Raw genomic sequence first — 19,933 nt, 5'->3', positions numbered from 1 at the left:
ACCATGGACATCGACATCCGAGCCGTACGCGACTGGGCCGCCGAGCACGAGGGCGAGATGCTCGCCGACCTGCGCACCCTCGTCGAGTGCGAGACGCCCAGCGACGACCTGGGAGCCCTGCGCGAAGGGCTGGCCCTGGTCACCGAGTGGATCATCGAGCGACTCGGCGCCCCGGACCGCACCGAGGCCACGCCCGGCGGCCCGACCCACGGGGACGCCGTGCGGATCGAGTACGGCACCGGCTCGGCCCCCAAGCTGATCCTGGGCCACTACGACACGGTGTGGCCGGTCGGAACCCTCAAGGAGATCCCCTTCACCGTCACCGACGACGTGATCCGCGGCCCGGGCGTGTTCGACATGAAGGCCGGGCTCGTCCAGGGCGTGTGGGCGATGCGCGCCTTCGACGCCCTCGGCCTCGCCCGTCCCCCTGTCCGGCTGCTGCTCAACGGCGACGAGGAACTCGGATCGCCGGCCTCGCGGGCGGCCATCGAGGCCGCCTGTTCCGACGCTCGCGAGGTACTCGTCCTCGAACCGAGCGTCGACGGGAAGGTCAAGACCGCCCGCAAGGGCATCGGCGGCTTCCACGTGGAGGTGACCGGCGTGGAGGCGCACGCCGGCCTCGACCCGACGGCCGGCGCCAGCGCGATCGTCGCGCTGGCCCGGATCGTGCTGCAGCTGACCGGCGCGGCGGACCTGGACGCCGGTACCTCGGTGAACGTGGGGCTGATCGACGGCGGCTCGCGACTGAACGTGACCGCGGGGCACGCCCACGCCGGTGCCGAGATCCGGGTGCGGACGAAGGCGGAGGCCGAGCGGATCGACGCCTTCGTGGCCGACCTGGACCCGGGTGATCCGCGGGTATCGGTCTCGGCGACGGGCGATTGGCGCCGGCCGGTCATGGACCGGACACCGGCCGTCGCCGCGCTGTACGAGCGTGCGCGGGAGCTTGCGGCGCCGCTGGGACTGGATCTGGGCGAGGCGGCCGTCGGCGGTGCCTCGGACGGCAACTTCGCGGCGGCGACCGGCCTTCCCGTGCTCGACGGGCTCGGCGCGGTGGGGGCGGGCGCGCACGCGCGCGACGAGTACGCCACGGTGAGCGGGCTGATCGAGCGGTGCGCGCTGACGGCGGCGCTGATCGCTTCCTGACGCGAGACGTGCGGTCGAGCCCCACCCGGTGCCACCGGGTGGGGCTCGACTGTTCTCACCACCAGTAGGCCGGGTAGCGGTGCCCGCGCAGGACCCTCCCGACCGCGACACCGCCGAGGACGGCGACGATCGAGGCCGGCAGCACCGGGTCGAGCAGGAAGATCCAGCCCGGCGCGGTGAGGCCGACGAGGGCCGCGGTGGCGCCGGCGGGCGGGTGCGGGGCCCTCAGGAGGAGCATCGGCGCGGTGGACACCGCGGCGGCGATCGCGGCGGTCCACGGCGAACGGCCGAGGATCGTGGCGGCGGTCAGACCGGTCGCGGCACCGCTGAGGTGGCCGAGAAGGATGCTGCGGGGCTGGGCGAAGGGCGCGCTCGGGGCGACGGCGATGATGCCGACGGTGGCGGCGAAGGGAAGGGCGAACAGCGCCAGGCCGGTGAGACCGGCGGTGGCGGCGAGCAGCAGCAGTCCGGCGAGTGCGGCGGCGGTGCGCGCGGCGACGTGGGACAGCGGTGGTCGGGGCGGGGCGGTGACGGGTGCGGTCATGGTCTGGGCTCCGATGGTCGGCGCGGGCCCCGCTGGGCCCGCGCCGGTGCTGGTGTGGGGGTCAGTGCGGCAGGCCGCGAAGGAAGCCGGCGATGAGTTCGGCGCTCTCGTCGAGGTGGGTGGTCAGGGGGAAGTGGCCGGTGTCGAGCAGTCGCACGGTGGCGTCGGGCTGGTCGCGGGTGAAGGCGGTGGCCCCGTCGGGGCCGAAGATCTCGTCACCTCGGCCCCACACGGCGAGCACCGGGGGGCGGTGATCGCGCAGGTAGCGCTGCCAGTCGGGGTAGCGGCCGGGGTTGACGCCGTAGTCGGTGAAGAGGGCGAGCTGGATCTCGGCGTTGCCGGGGCGGTCGAGGAGGGCCTGGTCTCCGGCGGCGAGATCGGGATCGACGAGGGATGTGTCGGGGACGCCGTGCGAGTACTGCCAGCGTGTGGCGTCGGCGGTGAGCAGTCCGCGCAGGGCGGCGGTGTTCTCCGCGTCGGGTGCCGCCCAGTAGGGGCGGAAGGCGTCCCAGAAGGCGGTGAGGCCTTCGTCGTAGGCGTTGCCGTTCTGGCTGACGATGCCGGTGACGCGCTCGGGGTGGCGCAGGGCGAGCCGGAATCCGACCGGCGCGCCGTAGTCGTGGACGTAGATCGCGTGACGGGTGACGCCGAGGTGGTCGAGCAGTCCTTCGACGACGTCGGCGAGGTGGTCGAAGGTGTAGTCCCACTCCCCCGCCGGCGGTGCCTCGCTGTGGCCGAAACCGGGGTAGTCGGGAGCGATGAGGTGGAACTCGCCGGCGAGGCGGTCGATGAGTCCTTTGTAGGCCGAGGAGGAGGTCGGGAAGCCGTGCAACAGCAGGAGGGTGGGGTTCGCCGGGTCGCCGGCCTCCCGGTAGAAGATCTCGAGTCCTTCGACGGTGGCCGTGCGGTGGTGGGCGGTCATGGTGGCGCGATCCCTTCGACTTAACCGTTCAAACTGATTTAGACGGTTGAGATCGCAAACACTAACACCGATGTTCAACCGGTGAAAACTTGATAGAGGGTTATGCTTGCCACATGAGCACCCGGCCCCTCGAAGGCGAACCGCTCGCGCTCGACCTGGTCGACACCCTCTGGATCGAGCGCGACGAGACCCACGACCTGCTGTCCCAGGCCGCGGGCGCGCGTTCCTGGCTGGAGGAACGCGAACTGCCCCTGGGCCGCGCACCGCTCGGCGCCGTCCGCGAGAACCTGCTCGAAACCCGCGAGGCGATCCGCGCCTGCCTGCGCGGCCAGGGGGACGGGCAGGCAAGGCTCAACGCCGTCCTGTCCCACGGCCACGTCCGCTCCGAACTGCGCGACGGGCGGCCGGTCGAGACCGTCGCGACCGACGACGCGGCCTGGCGGGCGGCCTGGCTGTGCGCCCGGGCCTACCTCGACCTGCTCGACGGGCGCCCCGAGCGGATCCGCAAGTGCGCCAACGACGCCTGCGTCCTGTGGTTCCTCGACGTCAGCAAGAACGGCCGCCGGCGCTGGTGCTCCATGGAGGGCTGCGGCAACCGCGCGAAGGCCGAGCGTTTCGCCGGAAGGCACTCCGCGCGGTCATGACCGCTAGACACGATCTAGGGCTTCGACACTCCCGGCGGCGGCCCGAACTGGACGGTCTCGCGGGTCGTCTCGCGGACCTCGACGTCGACGGGCCCGAAGCCGGACAGCGCCTCGATGACCTCCTCGACGAGCCGGGGCGGCGCCGAGGCGCCCGCCGTCAGGCCGATCCGCGCGACACCGGCGAGCCAGGCCGAACGGAGCCCGCCGGCGTCGTCGACCAGACGGGCGGACGTGCCCTGCCGCTCGGCGACCTCGACGAGACGCAGGGAGTTCGAGGAGTTCGCCGAGCCGACGACGAGCACCAGGTCCGACTCCGCGGCGACCGCGCGCAACGCCTCCTGGCGGTTGGTGGTGGCGTAGCAGATGTCGTCGGTGGAGGGCCCTCGCAGCTCGGGGAAGCGTTCACGCAGCGCGGCCACGATCTCGGCGGCCTCGTCGACGGCGAGCGTCGTCTGCGTCAGGTACGACACGCGGCTCGGGTCGGGCACGTCGAGCGCGGCCACGTCGGCCGGGCTCTCCACCAGCAGGATCCGTCCGGGCGCTTCCCCCAGCGTGCCCTCGGTCTCCTCGTGCCCGGCGTGCCCGACCAGGATCACCGTATCGCCGCGACCGGCGAAGCGCCGCGCCTCGATGTGCACCTTCGCGACCAGCGGGCAGGTCGCGTCGATGACCTCCAGGCCTCGCCGCTCGGCCTCGCCCCGCACCGCCGGGGAGACCCCGTGCGCGGAGAACACCACCGTGGCGCCCTCGGGCACGGCGGCGAGTTCGTCGACGAAGACCGCGCCCTTGGCCTCTAGATCCTTCACGACGTGCACGTTGTGCACGATCTGCTTGCGGACGTGCACCGGACCTCCGACGCGTTCGAGGGTCAGGTCCACGGCGTCGATGGCCCGCTCGACCCCAGCGCAGAAGGCGCGCGGCGAGGCCAGCAGGACCGTTCGCGCCCCCACCGCGGCCGACCAGTCGGCGAGCGCCTCATGCGCGGCCTGCCGGGCGCCGACGTCGCCGTCGGGGACGGCGAAACCCAGACCCGCCGGGTCGCCGTCCACTTCGGACAGCAGGATCGCGACGGCGTTGCCGCTGCCCTGCCCGAGGGCCGCCGTCATCGGCGCCACCTCGACGCTCAGACCCCGCGCCCGCAGTTCACCGGCGAACAGGACCCCCGAAGGGCACGCCACGACCCGTCCGTCCAGCAGTCGCAGCTCACCGGCGACGACCGCCGACCCCGGTGCCATGGCACCGGGGTGAACGGCGGCGATGCGGCGCCACGAGACTCCGGCGGTCCGCTCAGTGGTCACGGCGGGTCACCAGTCTCGCGATCAGTCCGAGCTCCAGCGCGGCACGCGGACTCGGCTCGACCATCGCCATCTCACCGAGAGCGCCTTTGAGCAGTTCGTCGGCCTGCGCCTGGCTCCACGCGCGACCGCCGGCCAGGTCGATCAGCTCCGCGGCGCGGGCGAGTTCGGTCTCGGTCAGCGCGTCCGCCCGGCGGTAAAGGACGCCGAGTTCCTCCGCGGCGGCGGTGCGCGAAGTCAGCGCGGCGACCACCGGGAGGGATTTCTTGCGGTTGCTCAGGTCGGAGTACACGGGTTTGCCGGTCACCGCCGGCTCGCCCCAGATGCCGAGCAGGTCGTCGACGTGCTGGAAGGCCAGGCCGAGCCGGGAGCCGAAGTTGCGCATCCGGGCGACCTTCTCGGCGTCGGCCCCGGCGAAGGACGCGCCGAGAGCGCAGGCGCAGCCCAGCAGCGCGCCGGTCTTGCCGTCGGCCATGCTCACGCATTCACCGATGCCGACGTCGGAGCGGTCCTCGAAACCCATGTCGGCGCTCTGCCCGTCGACGAGGTCGAGGACGGCGGTGCTGAGCATCCGCATCGCTCCCTGCGCGACCGGGTGCCCGGTGGCGGCCAGGACGTCGAAGGCGAGGGTGACCAGCGCGTCGCCAGCCAGGATGGCCGGGCCGACGCCGTAGACGGTCCACGCCGTCGCCCGGTGCCGCCTGGTGGCGTCGCCGTCCATGACGTCGTCGTGGAGAAGCGAGAAGTTGTGCACCAGTTCCACGGCCACGGCGGCAGGCACGGCGTCCGCGCTGGAGCCACCGACGGCCTCGGCCGCGAGCAGCACCAGCGCGGGGCGCAGGGCCTTACCGCCGTCGCCGTGGTCGGGAGCGCCGTCGGCGTCCCACCAGCCGAGGTGGTAACCGGCGATACGGCGCATCGACGCGGGCAGCGCGTCGATCGCCTCCCGCAGCGCCGGTTCGACGAGCTCGCGGCTCCACGCGAGCACGTCGCGCGCCGACCTCTCTTCGGTGGTACTCGCGCCTTGGGACATGGCACTGGTCGACATCGACGGTCCTCCTTCTGGTGTTGGCGACGCTGTCTCTGGCTGGGCCGTCAGCGGCCGATCTCGACGTGCTCAAGGATCCCGAGCGCGTCGGGGACCAATACCGCGGCCGAGTAGTAGGCGGTGACCAGGTAGGAGATGACCGCCTTCTCGTTGATGCCGTTGAACCGCACCGACAGGCCCGGCTCGATCTCGTCGGGGAGCCCGACCTGGTGCAGGCCGATGACGCCCTCGTCCTTGAGGCCGGTGCGCATCGCCAGGATCGAGGTGGTGCCCGAGGCGCTCACCGGGATCTTGTCGCAGGGAAGCACCGGAGTGCCCCGCCACGCCTGCATCGGGCGTCCCTCGACCGTCACCGTCTCGGGGTACACGCCGCGGTTGCTGCACTCCCGGCCGAAGGCCGCGATCGTACGGGGATGGGCGAGGAAGAACGCGGTCTTGCGTCGGCGCGAGAGCAGGTTGTCCATGTCATCGGGCGTCGGCGGGCCCGTGCGGGTGTGGATGCGGTGCTTGAGGTCGGCGTTGTGGAGCAGACCGAACTCGCGGTTGTTGATCAGCTCGTGCTCCTGGCGCTCGCGCAGCGCCTCGACGGTCAGGCGCAACTGCTGCTGCGTCTGGTCCATCGGCTTGTTGTAGAGGTCGGCAACGCGGCTGTGCACCCGCAGGACGGTCTGCGCGACGCTGAGCTCGTACTCGCGCGGTTCGAGTTCGTAGTCGACGAAGGTGCTGGGAAGGACATGTTCACCGGCGTGGCCGGCGGCGAGTTCGATGGCGGCCTCGCCGTGCCGGTTCTGCGACTGCGGTGTTCCCGCGCGGAGCATCTCGACGTGCGCGCGCAGCTGCGGGCTGCGCTCGACGAGTTCCTCGTAGGACCGGCGGGACAGCGACAGCGTCGTCACCGGCGTGATCGCCTTGGCCGTGAACTCCCAGATCGCCTGCGACTCGGTCAGCATCGCGTTGCCGAAGTGCTGGCCGTTGGCGAGGGTGCCCAGCGTGGTCGGGGCACCGTACTCGCCGGTGCCGAGCTGGTCGACCTTGCCGTGCGCGATCAGGTGGACCTGGTCGGTCTCGTGCCCGAACTCGACGATCACGTCGCCGGGGTTGAAGCGGCGCTGGTCGAAGCGCTCGGCGAGCTCGGCGAGGACGTCCTCGTCCTCGAAGTCGCGCAGGGCGGCGAGCTCGCGCAGCTCCTGCGGGATGACGCGGATCTGGGAGCCCGTGGTGGTGAAGGTGACCCGCCCATCGCCCACGGCGTAGGTGAGCCGCCGGTTGACCCGGAACACGCCTCCGCCCGTCTGCTCCCACGGCAGCATGCGCAGCAGCCAGCGGGGCGAGATGCCCTGCATCTGCGGCGAGGACTTGGTGGTCGTGGACAGTTTCCGCGCCGCCGCGGTACTGAGGCTCAGTTGCGCGGCGGCCGCGGCGTCGGACGTGACTGTCACAGGTTGCTCCTGCCTGGTGTTTCGGACTGGGTTCACGTGCTGATGTGCCGGTGGTGCGGTCTCGCCGCGAGGGTGCCCAGCCCGGTGGGGCCGTGCGGAGGACGGGTCGGCGTGATGGCCTCGGGTTCGGCAGCGCCGTCGGCGGGATGCGACGGTGCGGCACCGCCGTGGCCGCCCGCCGCCGGTGTGGCGGCCGGGGTGCCCGGTCCCCCGCCGATCCCGGCCGGGAGTGCCGGAGAGGGCCTGCGCGCCTCGGCCGGCGGAGCCGGTGCACCGGGTCCGCCGCCGACTCCCGCAGGCACCCGGGAGGGTGCCGTGAGGAGCGGTCCGCCGCCGACGAGAGTCGGTGTGTCGGGCCTGGCGAACATGCGGGCGGCGTCCATGCCGAGGGCCTTGGGTTGTGCGGCTCCGCCCGTGTGGTGCGTCAAGGGGAACCTCAGGTTCGCCTCGGGGTAGCGCGCGGTCTCCTGGTGCCACAGCAGGATTCCGGCGAGCCAGTCGGCGAGTTCGCCGATGTACTGGCCCATGGCCGCCCGGGCGTCCGGGGTGGCCTGCTGGTGGTCGAGCATGACGGGCAGTTCCTCGGCGACGAGGCGTTCGAACTGCCGCATGCGGGCGGTCATCAGGTCGGCGACGACCGGCAGGGCCTGGTCCCGGTCGATGCCGAAGAAGCTCTCCACGACCAGGACGAAGTTGTGCACCTCGCCTTCGAACTCGATCTCCTTCTGGTAGGAGTACAGGTCGTTGGTGAGGCAGGCGTAGTCGCAGGCGGCGTTCTCGATGGCCTGGACGGTGCTGGTCTGGTAGAGCTCCTCGGGGATCCGGCCGCCGTGGGCGAGTTTCGACAGGGCGATGGTCAGGTCGGAACCGAAGGTGAGGCGCCGCATCTCGAGGTAGTCGACCGGGTCCGGGACGCGGCGCTGGATGTGGTTGGCCAGTTCCCACAGCCAGCTCTCGATCATGATCTCGACGGCGTTGCGGAACTTCGCGCGGCCGCCTCGGTCCATCGGGCCGGCGGTGCGGGCCCACAGGTCGGAGAGACCTACTTCGAGGGCGTTGACCGGTTCGGGGACGGGGCCGAGGTCTAGCGGCATGAACTGCGAAAGGCGCGCGTTGAACGCCTTCGCCGCGGCCATGTTGCCCGAACTGTTGAAGATCAGCGGGAAGTAGTCGTCGGCGAAGGTGCCCCAGGCGAGCCATTCGGACGACAGTGTCAGCGCCTCGGGTGTGGCGTCCGGGTCGAGCCCGGCCGAGCACAGCGAGAAGTCGAAGCCGGCGTTGAGCTCACGGGTCCACAGTGGAGCACCGCCGGTGCCCGGCTGCGGGTCGTAGAAGCCCACGGCGCCGCCCCAGTCGACGCTCTCGCGCCGGGCGGTGTCCACATGCGGGTTCACCTGCACCTGGAAGGGCATGTACAGCTCCGGGATGGGCAGGTGCCCGACCTTGCGCAGCGGCGCGTGAGCGTGGTTGCGGGGCCCGCCGGGGCCGGCGATCCCCTTGAGCAGCCCGATGTAGGCCGAGGCGGTGCCGATCCCCGTGGGCCCGCCGAGGACGCCGTCGGCGGCCGAGACGGTGCCGGTGGAGCCGTTCATGTAGCGGTTGGAGCGCATGTGCCACTCCTGGCCGCCCGACTGCCAGTCCTGCAGCCCCTTGACGTAGGACAGCGCCTGGTGGCGCTCGCCGGGGTCGAGTCCGTTGTCCTCGAACAGCGGAGGGAGCTCGGTCAGCGTGGTGTTCTCGAACTGGTGCAGGCGAGAGGTGATCAGGTCGTTGACGACCTCGGCGGCCTGCTGTGCCGGTACGCCGAAGAACTTCTCGACGACCAGGACACCGTTGTTCACCTCGCCCTCGCGCTCGGTCTCGCGCTGGTAGGAGAAGATGTCGTTGCGCAGGTGCACGCCGTCGGAGAAGGCGTCCTTGAGGACGCGCATCGGGCGGCTGGCGGCGATCGCACCGGGGACCTCGATGCCGAGCGAGTACTCGACGATGTCGGCCGACCAGGGCGCGCCGCCCACCTTGCGGCGCATCTCCACGTAGTCGATCGGGTTAGGCACCCGGTCGCCGTTGATGTTGCTCATCTCCCAGACGCAGTCGAGGAGAAGGTTGCGGGTGCTCTCGGTGAAGCGCTCGCGCCAGCCGTCCGACATGTGGGGGATGGTGCGGATCCACAGGTCGGCCAGGCCCCGCTCGTCGGGGTTGCTCGGCTCGGGCATGTCGGCGATGGAGGCCGGCATGAAGGTGGCGAGGCGGTCGAGGTAGTCCGACGCCCCTTGGAGGTCGCCGGTCTTCTTGAAGGCCTCCAGGAAGTGGTCGTCGAAGTAGAAGACCCAGGTGTACCAGTCGGTGACGACATCGAGCCGCGGCCCGGAGGCGTCGGGATGGGTGTAGGCGCACAGGCCCGCGTAGTCCATCCCGTCGAAGTCCTCCTCGGTCCAGACGACCTCGTCGTCGAGGACCGGGCCGAGCATGCCCATGTCGTAGGCCCACGTCTTGGTGTGGGCCCGCGCGGCCTCCAGGTTCGGATTGAGCCGCGCGGGATACGGCATGTAGAAGTCGGGCAGTTCGAAGGGCTGCATGGCGTGCGTCAGCCTTCCCGGCCGATCTCGACGTTCTCGAGCACGCCGAGGGCGTCGGGGACGAGCACCGCGGCCGCGTAGTAGGCGCTGACCAGGTAGGAGATGACGGCCTTCTCGTTGATGCCCATGAAGCGGACGTTGAGGCCGGGCTCGTACTCGTCGGGCAGGCCGGTCTGGTGCAGGCCGATGACGCCCTGGGCCTCCTGGCCGGTGCGCATCAGCAGGATGGAGCTGGTGCGGGTCGGGGAGACGCCGATCTTGTTGCAGGGCAGGATCGGGATGCCGCGCCAGGACGGGACCTGGTGGCCGTTCATGTCGATGGTCGCCGGGTAGATCCCGCGGCGGCTGCACTCCTGGCCGAAGGCGGCGATGGTGCGCGGGTTCGCCAGGAAGAACCCGGGGTCCTTCCACACGGTCGCCAGCAGCTCGTCCATGTCGTCCGGCGTGGGCGGACCGGTGCGGGTGTTGATGCGCTGCTTGAGGTCGGCGTTGTGCAGCAGGCCGAACTGGCGGTTGTTGATCAGCTCGTCCTCCTGCCGCTCACGGAGGGCCTCGATGGTCAGGCGGAGCTGCTGCTCGATCTGGTCCATCGGCTTGTTGTAGAGGTCGGCGACGCGCGAGTGGACCCGCAGGACCGTCTGGGCGACGCTGAGCTCGTACTCGCGGGGGGACTGCTCGTAGTCGACGAAGGTGCCCGGCAGGTCGGGCTCGCCGTCGTGGCCGGAGGCGACCTCGATGGCGGCCTCGCCGTGCTCGTCCTGGGGCTTTCCGGTGCCCTCCAGGATCTGCGCGATGTGGGCCCGCAGGGACTCGGCGTGGCCGTTCATCCGCTGGATGTCCTGGCCGGCCAGCGCCAGCACCGTTACGGGAGTGACGGCCTTGACGGTGTACTCCCAGGCGCCCTGGGCACCCGCGAGGACGTGCTCGCCGAAGTAGGACCCGTCGGCGAGGGTGCCGAGGATGGTCTGGTCGCCGTACTCGCCGGCGCCGAGCTTGTTGACCTTGCCGTGGGCGACCAGGTAGACGTGGTCGGCCTCCTGGCCTGCCTCGACGATGACGTCGCCGGGCTGGAACTCGCGCTGCTCGAAGCGTGAGGCCAGGTCGGCGAGGACCGCGTTGTCGGTGTAGCCGCGCAGGAGCGGCAGCTCGCAGAGCTCCTCGGGGATGACGCGCACGTCGGCGCCGATGTTGGTGAAGGTCACGCGCCCGTCGCCGACGGCGTAGCTCAGCCGGCGGTTGACGCGGTACACACCGCCCTCGGTCTGGACCCACGGCAGCAGCTTCAGCAGCCACCGGGAGGAGATCCCCTGCATCTGCGGAACGGACTTGGTGGTGGTCGCCAGGTTGCGGGCCGCTGCGGTGCTAAGGCTCAGCTGAGTGCGTTCGACCTCGATGGTCACGTCCGGATCGGCCAACTCTGTCACGATGCGTTCCCCTTTGGTTTGTGCACGTCTGGTGTATACCGTCGCGGAATGCGCCGGATGAGCGATTTCCGCGATGAGAAGGTAACGCGACAATACGAAGCGGAACGATGTGACGCGCCGTATGTGTCATTGTCACGACAAGTGTTATTCGCGGGTTCACCCCGCCGGGCGATGTCCCTTGCACTGTGCGGATAGTGAGACGTCTATGTCCAAAGCGGACAGCGCATCGCTCCACAATGGACGTGCGCGAACGCGATCCCGCGCACGAGCTGGATCACCGGCCCGCCGACCGACATCGACACTCGGCGTCGGACATCGAGAACCATCGCTGCGCAGGCGTTTCACCGGCCACCAAGGTGAGCCAGGCTGAAGCGGGGCCCGTTTCCCGAGGTTCCGGTGAGGGTTGCCCGATGTGCTACAGGCCGCCCCGGCGCGAACATGCGAGGGAGCGTGGCATCGTATCGGCGTGCGTGACCAAGCTCCCGAGCCCCCGCGTGGCGTTGCGCCCGTCCGCTTCCTCATGGAGATCGTCGCCTGGGTCGCGGTCCCCTGGGCACTGGTGCCCGTCTCGATCCCCTTGGCCGTGCTGGCCGTGATCGTCCTCATCGGACTTCCGACGGTGTTCCAGACACCCGGCGACAAGCCGCGCGTCATGGTCCCGGCGCCGGGCTACGTCACGGTGGGACTGCTCGTGCTCCAGCTGGCCGCCGGGATCGCGGCGGCATGGCTCGCGTGGTGGCCGCCGGTCGCCGCGGTCGTCACGCTGCTGGCCGCGGTGACCGTCGTGACGGAGATGCGCCGCTGGCGCTGGCTGCTGGCGGAGAAGAGCTGAGAGCGCGTCCCCGTCCAATGCCGCGGGACTTCCCTGTGCCACCGTGGTGCGGTGGTCACGAACGCGGCTTGAGGCGGCGCGTCGGCTCGGCCGTCATGGGGTCTTCGGGCCACGGGTGTCGCGGGTAGCGTCCGCGCAGCTGGGCGCGCACCTGCCGGTAGCCCTCACCCCAGAACGACACCAGGTCGGAGGTCACCGCCACCGGGCGGCCCGCCGGGGACAGCAGGTGCAGCACGACCGGAACCCGTCCGAAGGCGATCGTCGGGGTACGGGTCCAGCCGAATGCCTCCTGGACCTTGACGGCCAGGAACGGCGCGGCCGGGTCGGTGTAGTCCACCCGGACCCGGGATCCGCTGGGGACGGCCAGGCGCTCGGGAGCCGCCTCGTCGAAACGCGCGACCTCTGCGTACCCCAACAGCGAGCGGAGGGCGGGGGCGAGCTTGACCCGGGCGAGATCGGCACGGCGGCGCGCGCGGGCCAGCTGCGGCCCGAGCCATTCGGGCAGGCGCGCGAGCAGGGTCTCGTCGTCCACCGCCGGCCAGGACTCCCCCAGCGCCCGATGACAGAAGGCCATCCGGTCGCGGACCTCGACGGCGGCGTCGTCCCACGTGAGCAGACGCAGCCCTTCGCTGCGCAGACCTTCGGATAGTGCTTCGGCGACCCGTGCCCGGTCGGGGTCGCGGATGGGTTTGGCAGAGAGGGTGATCGCGCCGAGCCGGCTGACATGCCGGGCGGCGACGTCCCCGTCCTCCCAGACGATCTCGTCGGCCTCGGTGAGCAGTCCGGCGGCGGCTTCGCGGGCGGTCGCCTCGTCGACGGCGGCGGCGAGGCGGACGCGGGCGTTGCGGTGACCGGGCTGGCGCGCGGCGTCGGCCACGGCGAGCCACTCGACGCCGCTGAGAGAACTGCCCTCGCGCAGTTCGGCGGCGGTGCCGCCGGTCATCAGGTAGGCGCCGCCGCGAGCTCGCGCGACGCGTTCGGGGAAGGCGAGCCCGGCGACGAGCCCGGCGGCGAGGTCATCGGCGACGCGGGTGCGGGGAGCGTCGGTGACGGCTTTTCGCAGGCGGCGGGCCTCCGTGCGCCATTCGTGGTCGCGGCCCGAGCGCAGGGCGCGCCAGACGGCGGCGAGGTCGTCGCCGCCGCGCCGGTCGGCCGACAGAAGCGCGACGATCTCGGCGGCCCGTTCGGCCCCCACGAGCGGCGCGCCGTCGATGAGGGCACGGGCGAGGCGGGGATGGGCTCCGGCGCGGGCGATGGCGCGGCCGCGCGCCGTGACCCGGCCGGCGGCGTCGACGGCGCCGATGGCGGTGAGCGTCGATCGGGCGACCTCGGCCGCGGCGGGCGGCGGCGCGTCGAGGAGAGCGAGGTCCTCGCCGGTGATGTGCCCCCAGCAGGCCAGTTGCAGCACGAATGCGGTGAGGTCGGCGGTGACGACCTCGGGCTCGGGGTGGGCGGCGAGCCGGTCGCCCTCCGGCCAGCAGCGGTAGACGTCGCCGGGCGCCTCGCGGGCGGCGCGGCCGGCGCGCTGCTCGGCGGCCGCGCGCGACGCGCGGACGGTGACCAGGGAGCCGAGCCCGCGCGCGTGGTCGGTGCGCGGGACGCGGGCGAGGCCGGAGTCGACGACGATGCGCACGCCGGGGACGGTGAGGCTGCTCTCGGCGACGGAGGTGGCCAGCACGACCCGGCGGTGCGGGCCCGGCCGCAGCGCGGCGTCCTGATCGGACTGTCCCCCGTGGAGTGTCACGACTTCGGCGGCGCCGCCGAGGCGTCCGCGCACCGCCTCGATCTCGCCGACTCCGGGCAGGAAGACCAGCGCGTCGCCGTCGCGCTCGGCGAGAGCGTCACGGGTTACGGCGGCGACATGGTCGAGGAAGCGGGGGTCGACGCGCAGGCCGTGCGGCGCGTCGAGGACGCGGCCGGGCGGACGCCAGTGGACGGTGACGGGGTGCGGGCTGACGTAGGCGGTCACGACGGGCGCGGGATCGCCGATCGCGTCGGCGAGGCGTTCGGCCTGCGCGGTGGCCGAGGTGGCCAAAAGCAGCAGGTCGGGCCGGAGATTGGCGCGGACGTCGACGGCGAAGGCGAGCGCGAGGTCGGTGTCGAGGTGGCGTTCGTGGCATTCGTCGAGGATCACCGCGCCGACGCCGGGGAGTTCGGGGTCGCGTTGCAGCCGCTGGACGAGGACGCCGGTGGTGACGACTTCGACGCGGGTGCGCGGGCCGGTCTTGGACTCGCCCCGGATGGTGTAGCCGATCTCCTCGCCGAGCCGGGTGCCGGTGAGGGCGGCCATGCGCCGCGCGGCGGCGCGTACGGCGACGCGGCGGGGTTCGGCGATGACGATCCGGCCGCCGGTCAGGCCGGTGAACCAGATCGGGACGAGGGTGGTCTTGCCCGATCCCGGTGGCGCGACGAGGACGGCGGCGCCGTCGGCTCGCAGGGCCTCGCCCAGTCCGGGCAGCGCGTCGGCGACCGGGAGGCCGGTGTCCGGGAGCGGGACTGGTGAGGACATCGGATCAGTGTCGCTCACCGCGGTTCTGTGCTGGACTGGCACCCGGCGGATAATTCAACTAAGTTGAACTCATCGAACGATGAATTAATGGAGGCGGCCATGTCGTCCGTACTCGTCCTCCCCTTCGAAGAGATCGACGCCGCTCTGCACCATCTCGTCGGGGGCAAGGCCGCCAACCTGGGCGTCATGACCCGCGCCGGGCTGCCCGTGCCGTCCGGTCTCTGCCTCACGACCGAGGCGTACGCCCGCGTGACCGGAACCGCCCTCGACAACGTCCTCGACGCGCTGGACGGCGACACCGCGCCCCTGGCCGAACTCGCCGCTCGGGCCCGCCGCATCGTGGCCACGGCGCCCGTGCCCGCCGACATCGCCGAAGCAGTCACGGCCCTCGCCGACGCCGACACCCCCTACGCCGTGCGCTCCTCGGCCACCGCCGAGGACCTCCCGCACGCCAGCTTCGCCGGGCAGCAGGACACCTACCTCAATGTCGTCGGCGTGCCCGCCCTCCTCGACGCCGTCCGCCGGTGCTGGGCCTCCCTGTGGACCGACCGGGCGGTCGCCTACCGCGCCGCCAACGGCGTCGGCCACCGCTCGGTCCGCCTCGCCGTGGTCGTCCAGCGCATGGTCGACGCCGCGACCGCCGGAGTCATGTTCACCGCCGACCCGGTCACCGGCCGCCGCCACCAGATCGTCATCGACGCCGCCCCCGGCCTCGGCGAGTCGGTCGTCTCGGGCGCGGTCAACCCCGACCACTTCGTCGTCGACCCCGGCGGTCGCATCACCGAACGCCGCCTCGGTGACAAGACGGTCGTCGTGCGCGCCCTGCCGGGCGGCGGCACCGAGTCACGCGCCGTCGAGGCCGACGACGGGCCCTGCCTCACCGACGAGCAGATCCTCGCGCTGGCGGAGCTCGGCCGGCGCGTCGAGGCCCACTACGGCGGCCCGCAGGACACCGAGTGGGCGATCGACGCCGACGGCGGGCTCTGGCTCACCCAGGCACGGCCGGTCACGACCCTCTACCCGCTGCCCGACAACCCGCACGGCGAGCTGCGCGCGTACATGTCCCTCAGCGTCGCCCAGGGCGTGTTCCGGCCGATCACCCCGATGGGGATCTCCGCCCTCCGCGTCATCGCCGCCGGCGCGGCCCGCGATATCTTCGGCATCCCGGTCGCCGACCTGCGCGCCGGACCGCCCGCGTTCGCAGAATCGGCCGGCCGCGTCCTCGGCGACATCACCGGCCCGCTGCGCAACGCCGTGGGGCGGCGCGTCCTCCCGCGCGTCTTCGACGTCATGGAGGCCCGCTCGGCCGTCGCGATGCGCAGCCTGTTCGACCGGCCGGAGTTCGCCGTCCGCAAGGGATCGGCCCGCCGCTTCCTCCGCAAGGCCGCCGGAGTCCTGTGGCGCCACCGCATCCCGCTGCGCGTCGCCGCCGCCGTGGCACGCCCGGCCGCCGCCCGGGCACGGGCCGCCGACGGCCTGCGCCACCTCACCACCCGCCTGGCCGCACCCGCGGATGCCACCCTCACCGAACGTCTCGGCCATGTCGAGAAGACCCTCGCCGGGCAGCCCGCGCTCGTCCTGCCGACCGTCGCCCCCGCCGCCGCGGCGGGATTCGCCATGTTCGGCCTCGCCGCGCTGCTCCTTCGCGACCGCGCCCGCGACGGCGACCTCCCGGTCGTCCTGCGCGCCCTGCCGCACAACGTGACCACGGAGATGGACCTCGCCCTGTGGTTGCTCGCCGCCGGGCTGCGCGACAGCGAGCCCGCCGCCTCCCTCCTGCTGAGCACCCCGGCCGCCGAACTCGCCGTACGGCGTTCCTCCTGGCCTCCGGAACTCTCCGACGGACTCGCCGCGTTCCTCACCGCCTACGGGCACCGTGCGGTCGGGGAGATCGACCTCGGTCTGCCCCGCTGGTCGGAGGATCCCGCGCACCTCCTCGGCGTCCTGGCAAACTACCTGCGGTCCGACCCGGGAGAACACGCGCCCGACGCGATCTTCCGGCGCGGCGCTCGCGAGGCGGAGGCCAAGATCGCCGAACTGGCCGGCAGGTGCGGCCCGCTGCGAGGCCGGCTCGTGCGTTTCGCGCTCGGCCGGGCGCGCGAACTGGCCGGTCTGCGCGAGACGCCGAAGTTCTGGTTCGTCACGGCCCTGGCGGCGATGCGGGCCGAGCTGGCCGCCGTCGGGGCCGAGCTCGTCGCGAGTGGACGGCTCGACGCCGTCGACGACGTGTACTTCCTGACTCTCACCGACCTTCGCGGCACGGCCGGCTTGCGCGCACTGGCCGCCGACCGCCGGGAGACCTACGCCCGCGAGATGCGCAGGCGCCACCTTCCGCGCGTCCTGCTGTCGGACGGCACCGAACCCGAGGCCGCCGCCGTCGAGGCCTCCGACGGGGCGCTCACCGGCACTCCGGCATCCCCCGGTCGTGTCACCGGTGTCGCGCGGGTGGTCCTCGACCCCGTCGGGGCGCACCTGGAGCCCGGTGAGATCCTCGTCGCGCCGTCGACCGACCCCGGCTGGACTCCGCTGTTCCTCACCGCCGGCGCGCTGGTCATGGAGATGGGCGGCGCGAACTCGCACGGGTCGGTGGTGGCCCGCGAGTACGGGATCCCCGCCGTGGTCGGTGTTCGCGACGCCGTCGAGGCCATCAGGACCGGGCAGCGCGTCACGGTCGACGGCACGGGTGGGACGGTCACCGTCACCGCTGAGGAAGAAGCCTCCGCCGCGCCCTGAAACACGACACCGGGCACGCAATGTCGGGAAACGGCGACGCGCGGTGGTTATGCTGGGCCCGCCGGAGCCGCGGCACCCCGACAGCGACCACCGAAAGGCCCGGCATGGAAGAGTCCGTTGTGCTGCTCGACGATCAGGGCCGTGACATCGGCACGATGAGCAAGCGCCTCGTCCACCATCGGGACACCCCGCTGCACCTGGCCTTCTCCTGCTACGTCTTCGACGCCGAGCGCAACCTGCTGGTCACCAGGCGGGCCGGGCACAAGACCACCTGGCCGGGAGTGTGGACCAACTCGTGCTGCGGGCATCCCGCCCCGAGCGAGCCGATCACCGAGTCGGTACGGCGCAGGCTGCGTGACGAGCTCGGCCTCTCCCCCGCCGCCGAGATCACCTTGGTGCTCCCCCGCTTCCGCTACCGGGCGGTGATGCCCGACGGCACCGTCGAGAACGAGCTCTGCCCGGTCCTGGCCACCGTCGTCGACGGCACGCCCGTCCCGGACCCCGACGAAGTCGGCGAGTGGGCATGGGTACCGTGGCCGAAGTTCGCCGCAGATGTCCAGGACGGCACGCGGGACGTCTCCCCGTGGTGCCGCCAGCAGGTGCCGCAACTCGCCGCGCTGGGCCCGGATCCGCTGGCGTGGCCCGCCGCGCCGTCGTGGGAGCTCCCGCCCGCCGCGGTCTGGGAGTGACCGCGCCCTCCTGACGTCGGCGGCACGGCCACCGACGGAGGAGGGGCACAGTTGTCCTCGGCGCCGACCGCGCTTCGCTCCCCCGGCGCCGCCCGCGAACGCGTCTTCCGGCCCGACATCGAAGGGCTGCGCGCGATCGCGGTCCTTCTCGTCGTCGCCGGGCACGCCGGGGTCCCGTGGCTCGCGGGCGGTTACGTCGGTGTCGACGTCTTCTTCGTCATCTCCGGATTCCTCATCACCGGCCTGCTCGCGCGCGAGCTGCGCTCGACGGGAACAGTGTCGCTGAAAGGCTTCTACGCCCGCCGCGCCGTCCGGCTGCTGCCTGCCGCGACCGTCGTGGTCATCGCGACGCTCACCGCGTCCTGGTGGTGGCTTCCGGGCACGCGCATGGCGTCGACCGCCTGGGACGCGCTGGCCAGTGGTGTCTACGCGATCAACTACCGGCTCGCGGCCGCGGGTACGCAGTACCTCAACGCCGACGCTCCTCCCTCGCCGCTGCGGCACTTCTGGTCGCTGGCCGTCGAGGAGCAGTTCTACCTCGTCTGGCCGCCGCTGCTCCTCGCCATCGCGTGGGGCTCGGGCCGCCGCTTCCGGCGCACAGCCGTCCTCGGCGCACTCGTCGCCATCGCCGTCGGGTCACTCGTCTGGAGCGCGACACAGACAGCCGCGTCGGCGACCTGGGCGTACTACGGAATCCACACGCGCGCCTGGGAACTGGCCGCCGGTGCGCTGCTGGCGCTGGCGGCACCGGCCTTCGCCCGACTGGAGCGGCCGTACCCCGCGATCGCCGGCTGGCTCGGCCTGACGCTCATCGCGTTCTCGGCGGTCCGCTTCGACGAACTGACGCCGTTTCCGGGAGTCGCGGCGCTGCTGCCGGTGACCGGGGCCGTCCTGGTGATCGCCGCCGGGTGCGCCGACCCGGGCCGCGGCGCGGGGTCGCTGCTCGCGGTGGGCGTGTTCCAGCGCGTCGGCCGGGTCTCCTACGGCTACTACCTGTGGCACTGGCCGATCCTGGTCATCGCGCCGACCGCCTTGGGCCTGCCACGCTCCCTCCCGCTCGACCTCGCGCTCATGACCGCCGCCTTCGGCGTCGCCCTCGCGTCGTACCACCTGGTCGAGCAGCCCGTGCGGACCCGGCGCGTGCTCACCGCCGAGCCCTGGCGCGGGATCGCGCTGGGCGCCGGCCTCACCGCGACCGGGGCCGCCGTCGCCGCCATGGCCATCCTGGTCCCGCCGCCGACATCCGGCGGTGGCGCCGCCGCCGACCCTCGCGGCACCGTCACGAACGTCGGCGGCCTCGCCGCGATCCTGGCCGGCGCCGGTGGTCCCGTCCCCGCCGATCTCACGCCCTCGCTGGCCGACGCGGCCGAAGACCGGCCGCGCACCTACGACGACGGATGCCACCTCGAATCGGAGGCGATCGCCGCGCCGGGACCTTGCGTGTACGGCGATCCGGCCGGGGAGGACACGATCGTGCTGTTCGGCGACTCCCACGCCGCCCAGTGGTTCCCCGCGCTCGACGCCATCGCCGCCGAACGCGGCGACCGCCTCGTCGCGTGGACGAAGAGTTCGTGCGCCGCGGCCGTCGTGGAGTTGTACAACCCGCTGCTCAAGCGGCCGTACCGCGAGTGCGACGCGTGGCGCGACGCGACCCTCGACGCGATCGCCGCGCTGAAGCCGGCCCTCGTCGTCATGGCCTCCGCCGACGCCGACGAAACGAGCCCCATCGGGGTCGGCGACCCCGACCGCGCCTGGACCGACGGGTGGGTCGAGGCCCACCGGCGCGTGGCGGTGACGGGCGCCGGCGTCGTCCACATCGCCGACACGCCTTGGATGGACGGCAACGTCCCCGACTGCCTCGCCGTCAACCTCGACGACACCCTCGCCTGCGCCGGCGAGCGGACGAGCGCGGTGAAGAACGCCGCGAGACGGACCTCGACGAACACGGCGCTCACCGCCGCGGGCGCGACGGTCGTCGATCCGACGCCGTGGTTCTGCGCGGCCGACGGGACCTGCCCGGTGGTGGCGGGGAGCCTGCTGATGTACCGGGACGGGCACCACATGACCACGGAGTGGGCGCGGCTGCTCGCGCCGATGCTGAGGGGGGCGGTGGGGTTGGGGGGTGGGTGAGG

The 19,933-nt window shown here is 72.4% G+C and carries 14 protein-coding genes; 6 read left to right on the top strand and 8 right to left on the bottom strand.

Going from position 1 to position 19,933, the window contains the following annotated elements; genetic code table 11:
• Nucleotides 1-3 precede the first annotated feature (3 nt).
• Entirely contained in the window at nt 4-1,146 is a 1,143-nt protein-coding gene (locus AB0I28_RS02810) for a M20 family metallopeptidase (protein WP_357488961.1), read from the top strand.
• Nucleotides 1,147-1,201: 55 nt separating this feature from the next.
• On the opposite strand, the gene AB0I28_RS02805 is transcribed toward AB0I28_RS02810, so the two are convergent.
• Together AB0I28_RS02805 and AB0I28_RS02800 are read right to left on the bottom strand one after the other, a co-directional pair.
• Complete coding sequence (locus AB0I28_RS02805) at nt 1,202-1,690, bottom strand: HPP family protein (RefSeq protein ID WP_357488960.1); 489 nt, start codon at nt 1,688-1,690, stop codon at nt 1,202-1,204.
• A 61-nt stretch (nt 1,691-1,751) separates the two neighbouring features.
• A complete protein-coding gene (locus AB0I28_RS02800; RefSeq protein WP_357488959.1) occupies nt 1,752-2,612 on the bottom strand; it encodes an alpha/beta hydrolase in 861 nt (286 codons plus the stop codon).
• A gap of 113 nt (nt 2,613-2,725) precedes the next feature.
• On the opposite strand from AB0I28_RS02800, the gene AB0I28_RS02795 reads away from it, so the two are divergent.
• Nucleotides 2,726-3,256, top strand: coding sequence for a CGNR zinc finger domain-containing protein (locus tag AB0I28_RS02795; protein ID WP_357488958.1), 531 nt, complete (start codon nt 2,726-2,728; stop codon nt 3,254-3,256).
• A gap of 14 nt (nt 3,257-3,270) precedes the next feature.
• Here the strand turns inward: AB0I28_RS02795 and ispH are convergent, their stop codons facing one another.
• The 5 genes from ispH to AB0I28_RS02770 are packed head-to-tail and all read right to left on the bottom strand — an operon-like array spanning nt 3,271 to nt 11,038.
• Nucleotides 3,271-4,554 (bottom strand): 4-hydroxy-3-methylbut-2-enyl diphosphate reductase, encoded by a 1,284-nt coding sequence (gene ispH, locus AB0I28_RS02790; protein WP_357488957.1) that lies wholly within the window; start codon nt 4,552-4,554, stop codon nt 3,271-3,273.
• The gene (locus AB0I28_RS02785; protein WP_357488956.1) at nt 4,544-5,599 is read right to left on the bottom strand and encodes a family 2 encapsulin nanocompartment cargo protein polyprenyl transferase; all 1,056 of its coding nucleotides are present in this window, start codon (nt 5,597-5,599) and stop codon (nt 4,544-4,546) included. Before AB0I28_RS02785 ends, ispH begins: the two co-directional genes overlap by 11 nt.
• A 47-nt stretch (nt 5,600-5,646) precedes the next feature.
• Nucleotides 5,647-7,038, bottom strand: coding sequence for a family 2B encapsulin nanocompartment shell protein (locus AB0I28_RS02780; RefSeq protein ID WP_357488955.1), 1,392 nt, complete (start codon nt 7,036-7,038; stop codon nt 5,647-5,649).
• A gap of 32 nt (nt 7,039-7,070) precedes the next feature.
• The gene (locus tag AB0I28_RS02775; RefSeq protein WP_357488954.1) at nt 7,071-9,614 is read right to left on the bottom strand and encodes a germacradienol/geosmin synthase; all 2,544 of its coding nucleotides are present in this window, start codon (nt 9,612-9,614) and stop codon (nt 7,071-7,073) included.
• A gap of 8 nt (nt 9,615-9,622) precedes the next feature.
• Complete coding sequence (locus tag AB0I28_RS02770) at nt 9,623-11,038, bottom strand: family 2B encapsulin nanocompartment shell protein (protein ID WP_357488953.1); 1,416 nt, start codon at nt 11,036-11,038, stop codon at nt 9,623-9,625.
• 466 nt (nt 11,039-11,504) lie between these two features.
• Between AB0I28_RS02770 and AB0I28_RS02765 the strand changes: the two genes are divergently transcribed.
• Nucleotides 11,505-11,870: a hypothetical protein gene (locus tag AB0I28_RS02765; protein ID WP_357488952.1), complete on the top strand. Its 366-nt coding sequence runs from the start codon at nt 11,505-11,507 to the stop codon at nt 11,868-11,870.
• Between the two features lie 55 nt (nt 11,871-11,925).
• Here AB0I28_RS02765 and hrpB read toward each other — a convergent pair whose 3' ends face one another.
• Nucleotides 11,926-14,379 carry an ATP-dependent helicase HrpB gene (gene hrpB, locus AB0I28_RS02760; protein ID WP_357488951.1) on the bottom strand — a complete coding sequence of 818 codons (2,454 nt, stop codon included), beginning with the start codon at nt 14,377-14,379 and terminating at the stop codon, nt 11,926-11,928.
• 99 nt (nt 14,380-14,478) lie between these two features.
• Between hrpB and AB0I28_RS02755 the strand changes: the two genes are divergently transcribed.
• From AB0I28_RS02755 to AB0I28_RS02745, 3 genes are all read left to right on the top strand, one after another.
• Nucleotides 14,479-17,112: a PEP/pyruvate-binding domain-containing protein gene (locus AB0I28_RS02755; RefSeq protein WP_357488950.1), complete on the top strand. Its 2,634-nt coding sequence runs from the start codon at nt 14,479-14,481 to the stop codon at nt 17,110-17,112.
• Between the two features lie 104 nt (nt 17,113-17,216).
• Nucleotides 17,217-17,801: an isopentenyl-diphosphate Delta-isomerase gene (gene idi, locus AB0I28_RS02750; protein ID WP_357488949.1), complete on the top strand. Its 585-nt coding sequence runs from the start codon at nt 17,217-17,219 to the stop codon at nt 17,799-17,801.
• 51 nt (nt 17,802-17,852) lie between these two features.
• Nucleotides 17,853-19,931 (top strand): acyltransferase family protein, encoded by a 2,079-nt coding sequence (locus AB0I28_RS02745; protein ID WP_357488948.1) that lies wholly within the window; start codon nt 17,853-17,855, stop codon nt 19,929-19,931.
• The last annotated feature ends 2 nt before the right edge of the window (nt 19,932-19,933 follow it).

This window comes from Phytomonospora sp. NPDC050363 (genome assembly GCF_040655735.1).
Lineage (GTDB): Bacteria > Actinomycetota > Actinomycetes > Mycobacteriales > Micromonosporaceae > Phytomonospora.
Note: the sequence above shows the minus strand (reverse complement) of the source record. Positions and strands in the feature narration are given on the sequence as shown.

Bases quoted from the DNA above. Each gene is read 5' to 3' on its own strand.
- AB0I28_RS02810 (WP_357488961.1), top strand. From the start codon at position 4: ATGGACATCGACATCCGAGCCGTACGCGACTGGGCCGCCGAGCACGAG.
- AB0I28_RS02785 (WP_357488956.1), bottom strand. From the start codon at position 5,599: ATGTCGACCAGTGCCATGTCCCAAGGCGCGAGTACCACCGAAGAGAGG.
- AB0I28_RS02800 (WP_357488959.1), bottom strand. From the start codon at position 2,612: ATGACCGCCCACCACCGCACGGCCACCGTCGAAGGACTCGAGATCTTC.
- AB0I28_RS02755 (WP_357488950.1), top strand. From the start codon at position 14,479: ATGTCGTCCGTACTCGTCCTCCCCTTCGAAGAGATCGACGCCGCTCTG.
- hrpB (WP_357488951.1), bottom strand. From the start codon at position 14,379: ATGTCCTCACCAGTCCCGCTCCCGGACACCGGCCTCCCGGTCGCCGAC.
- idi (WP_357488949.1), top strand. From the start codon at position 17,217: ATGGAAGAGTCCGTTGTGCTGCTCGACGATCAGGGCCGTGACATCGGC.
- AB0I28_RS02795 (WP_357488958.1), top strand. From the start codon at position 2,726: ATGAGCACCCGGCCCCTCGAAGGCGAACCGCTCGCGCTCGACCTGGTC.
- AB0I28_RS02775 (WP_357488954.1), bottom strand. From the start codon at position 9,614: ATGCAGCCCTTCGAACTGCCCGACTTCTACATGCCGTATCCCGCGCGG.
- AB0I28_RS02805 (WP_357488960.1), bottom strand. From the start codon at position 1,690: ATGACCGCACCCGTCACCGCCCCGCCCCGACCACCGCTGTCCCACGTC.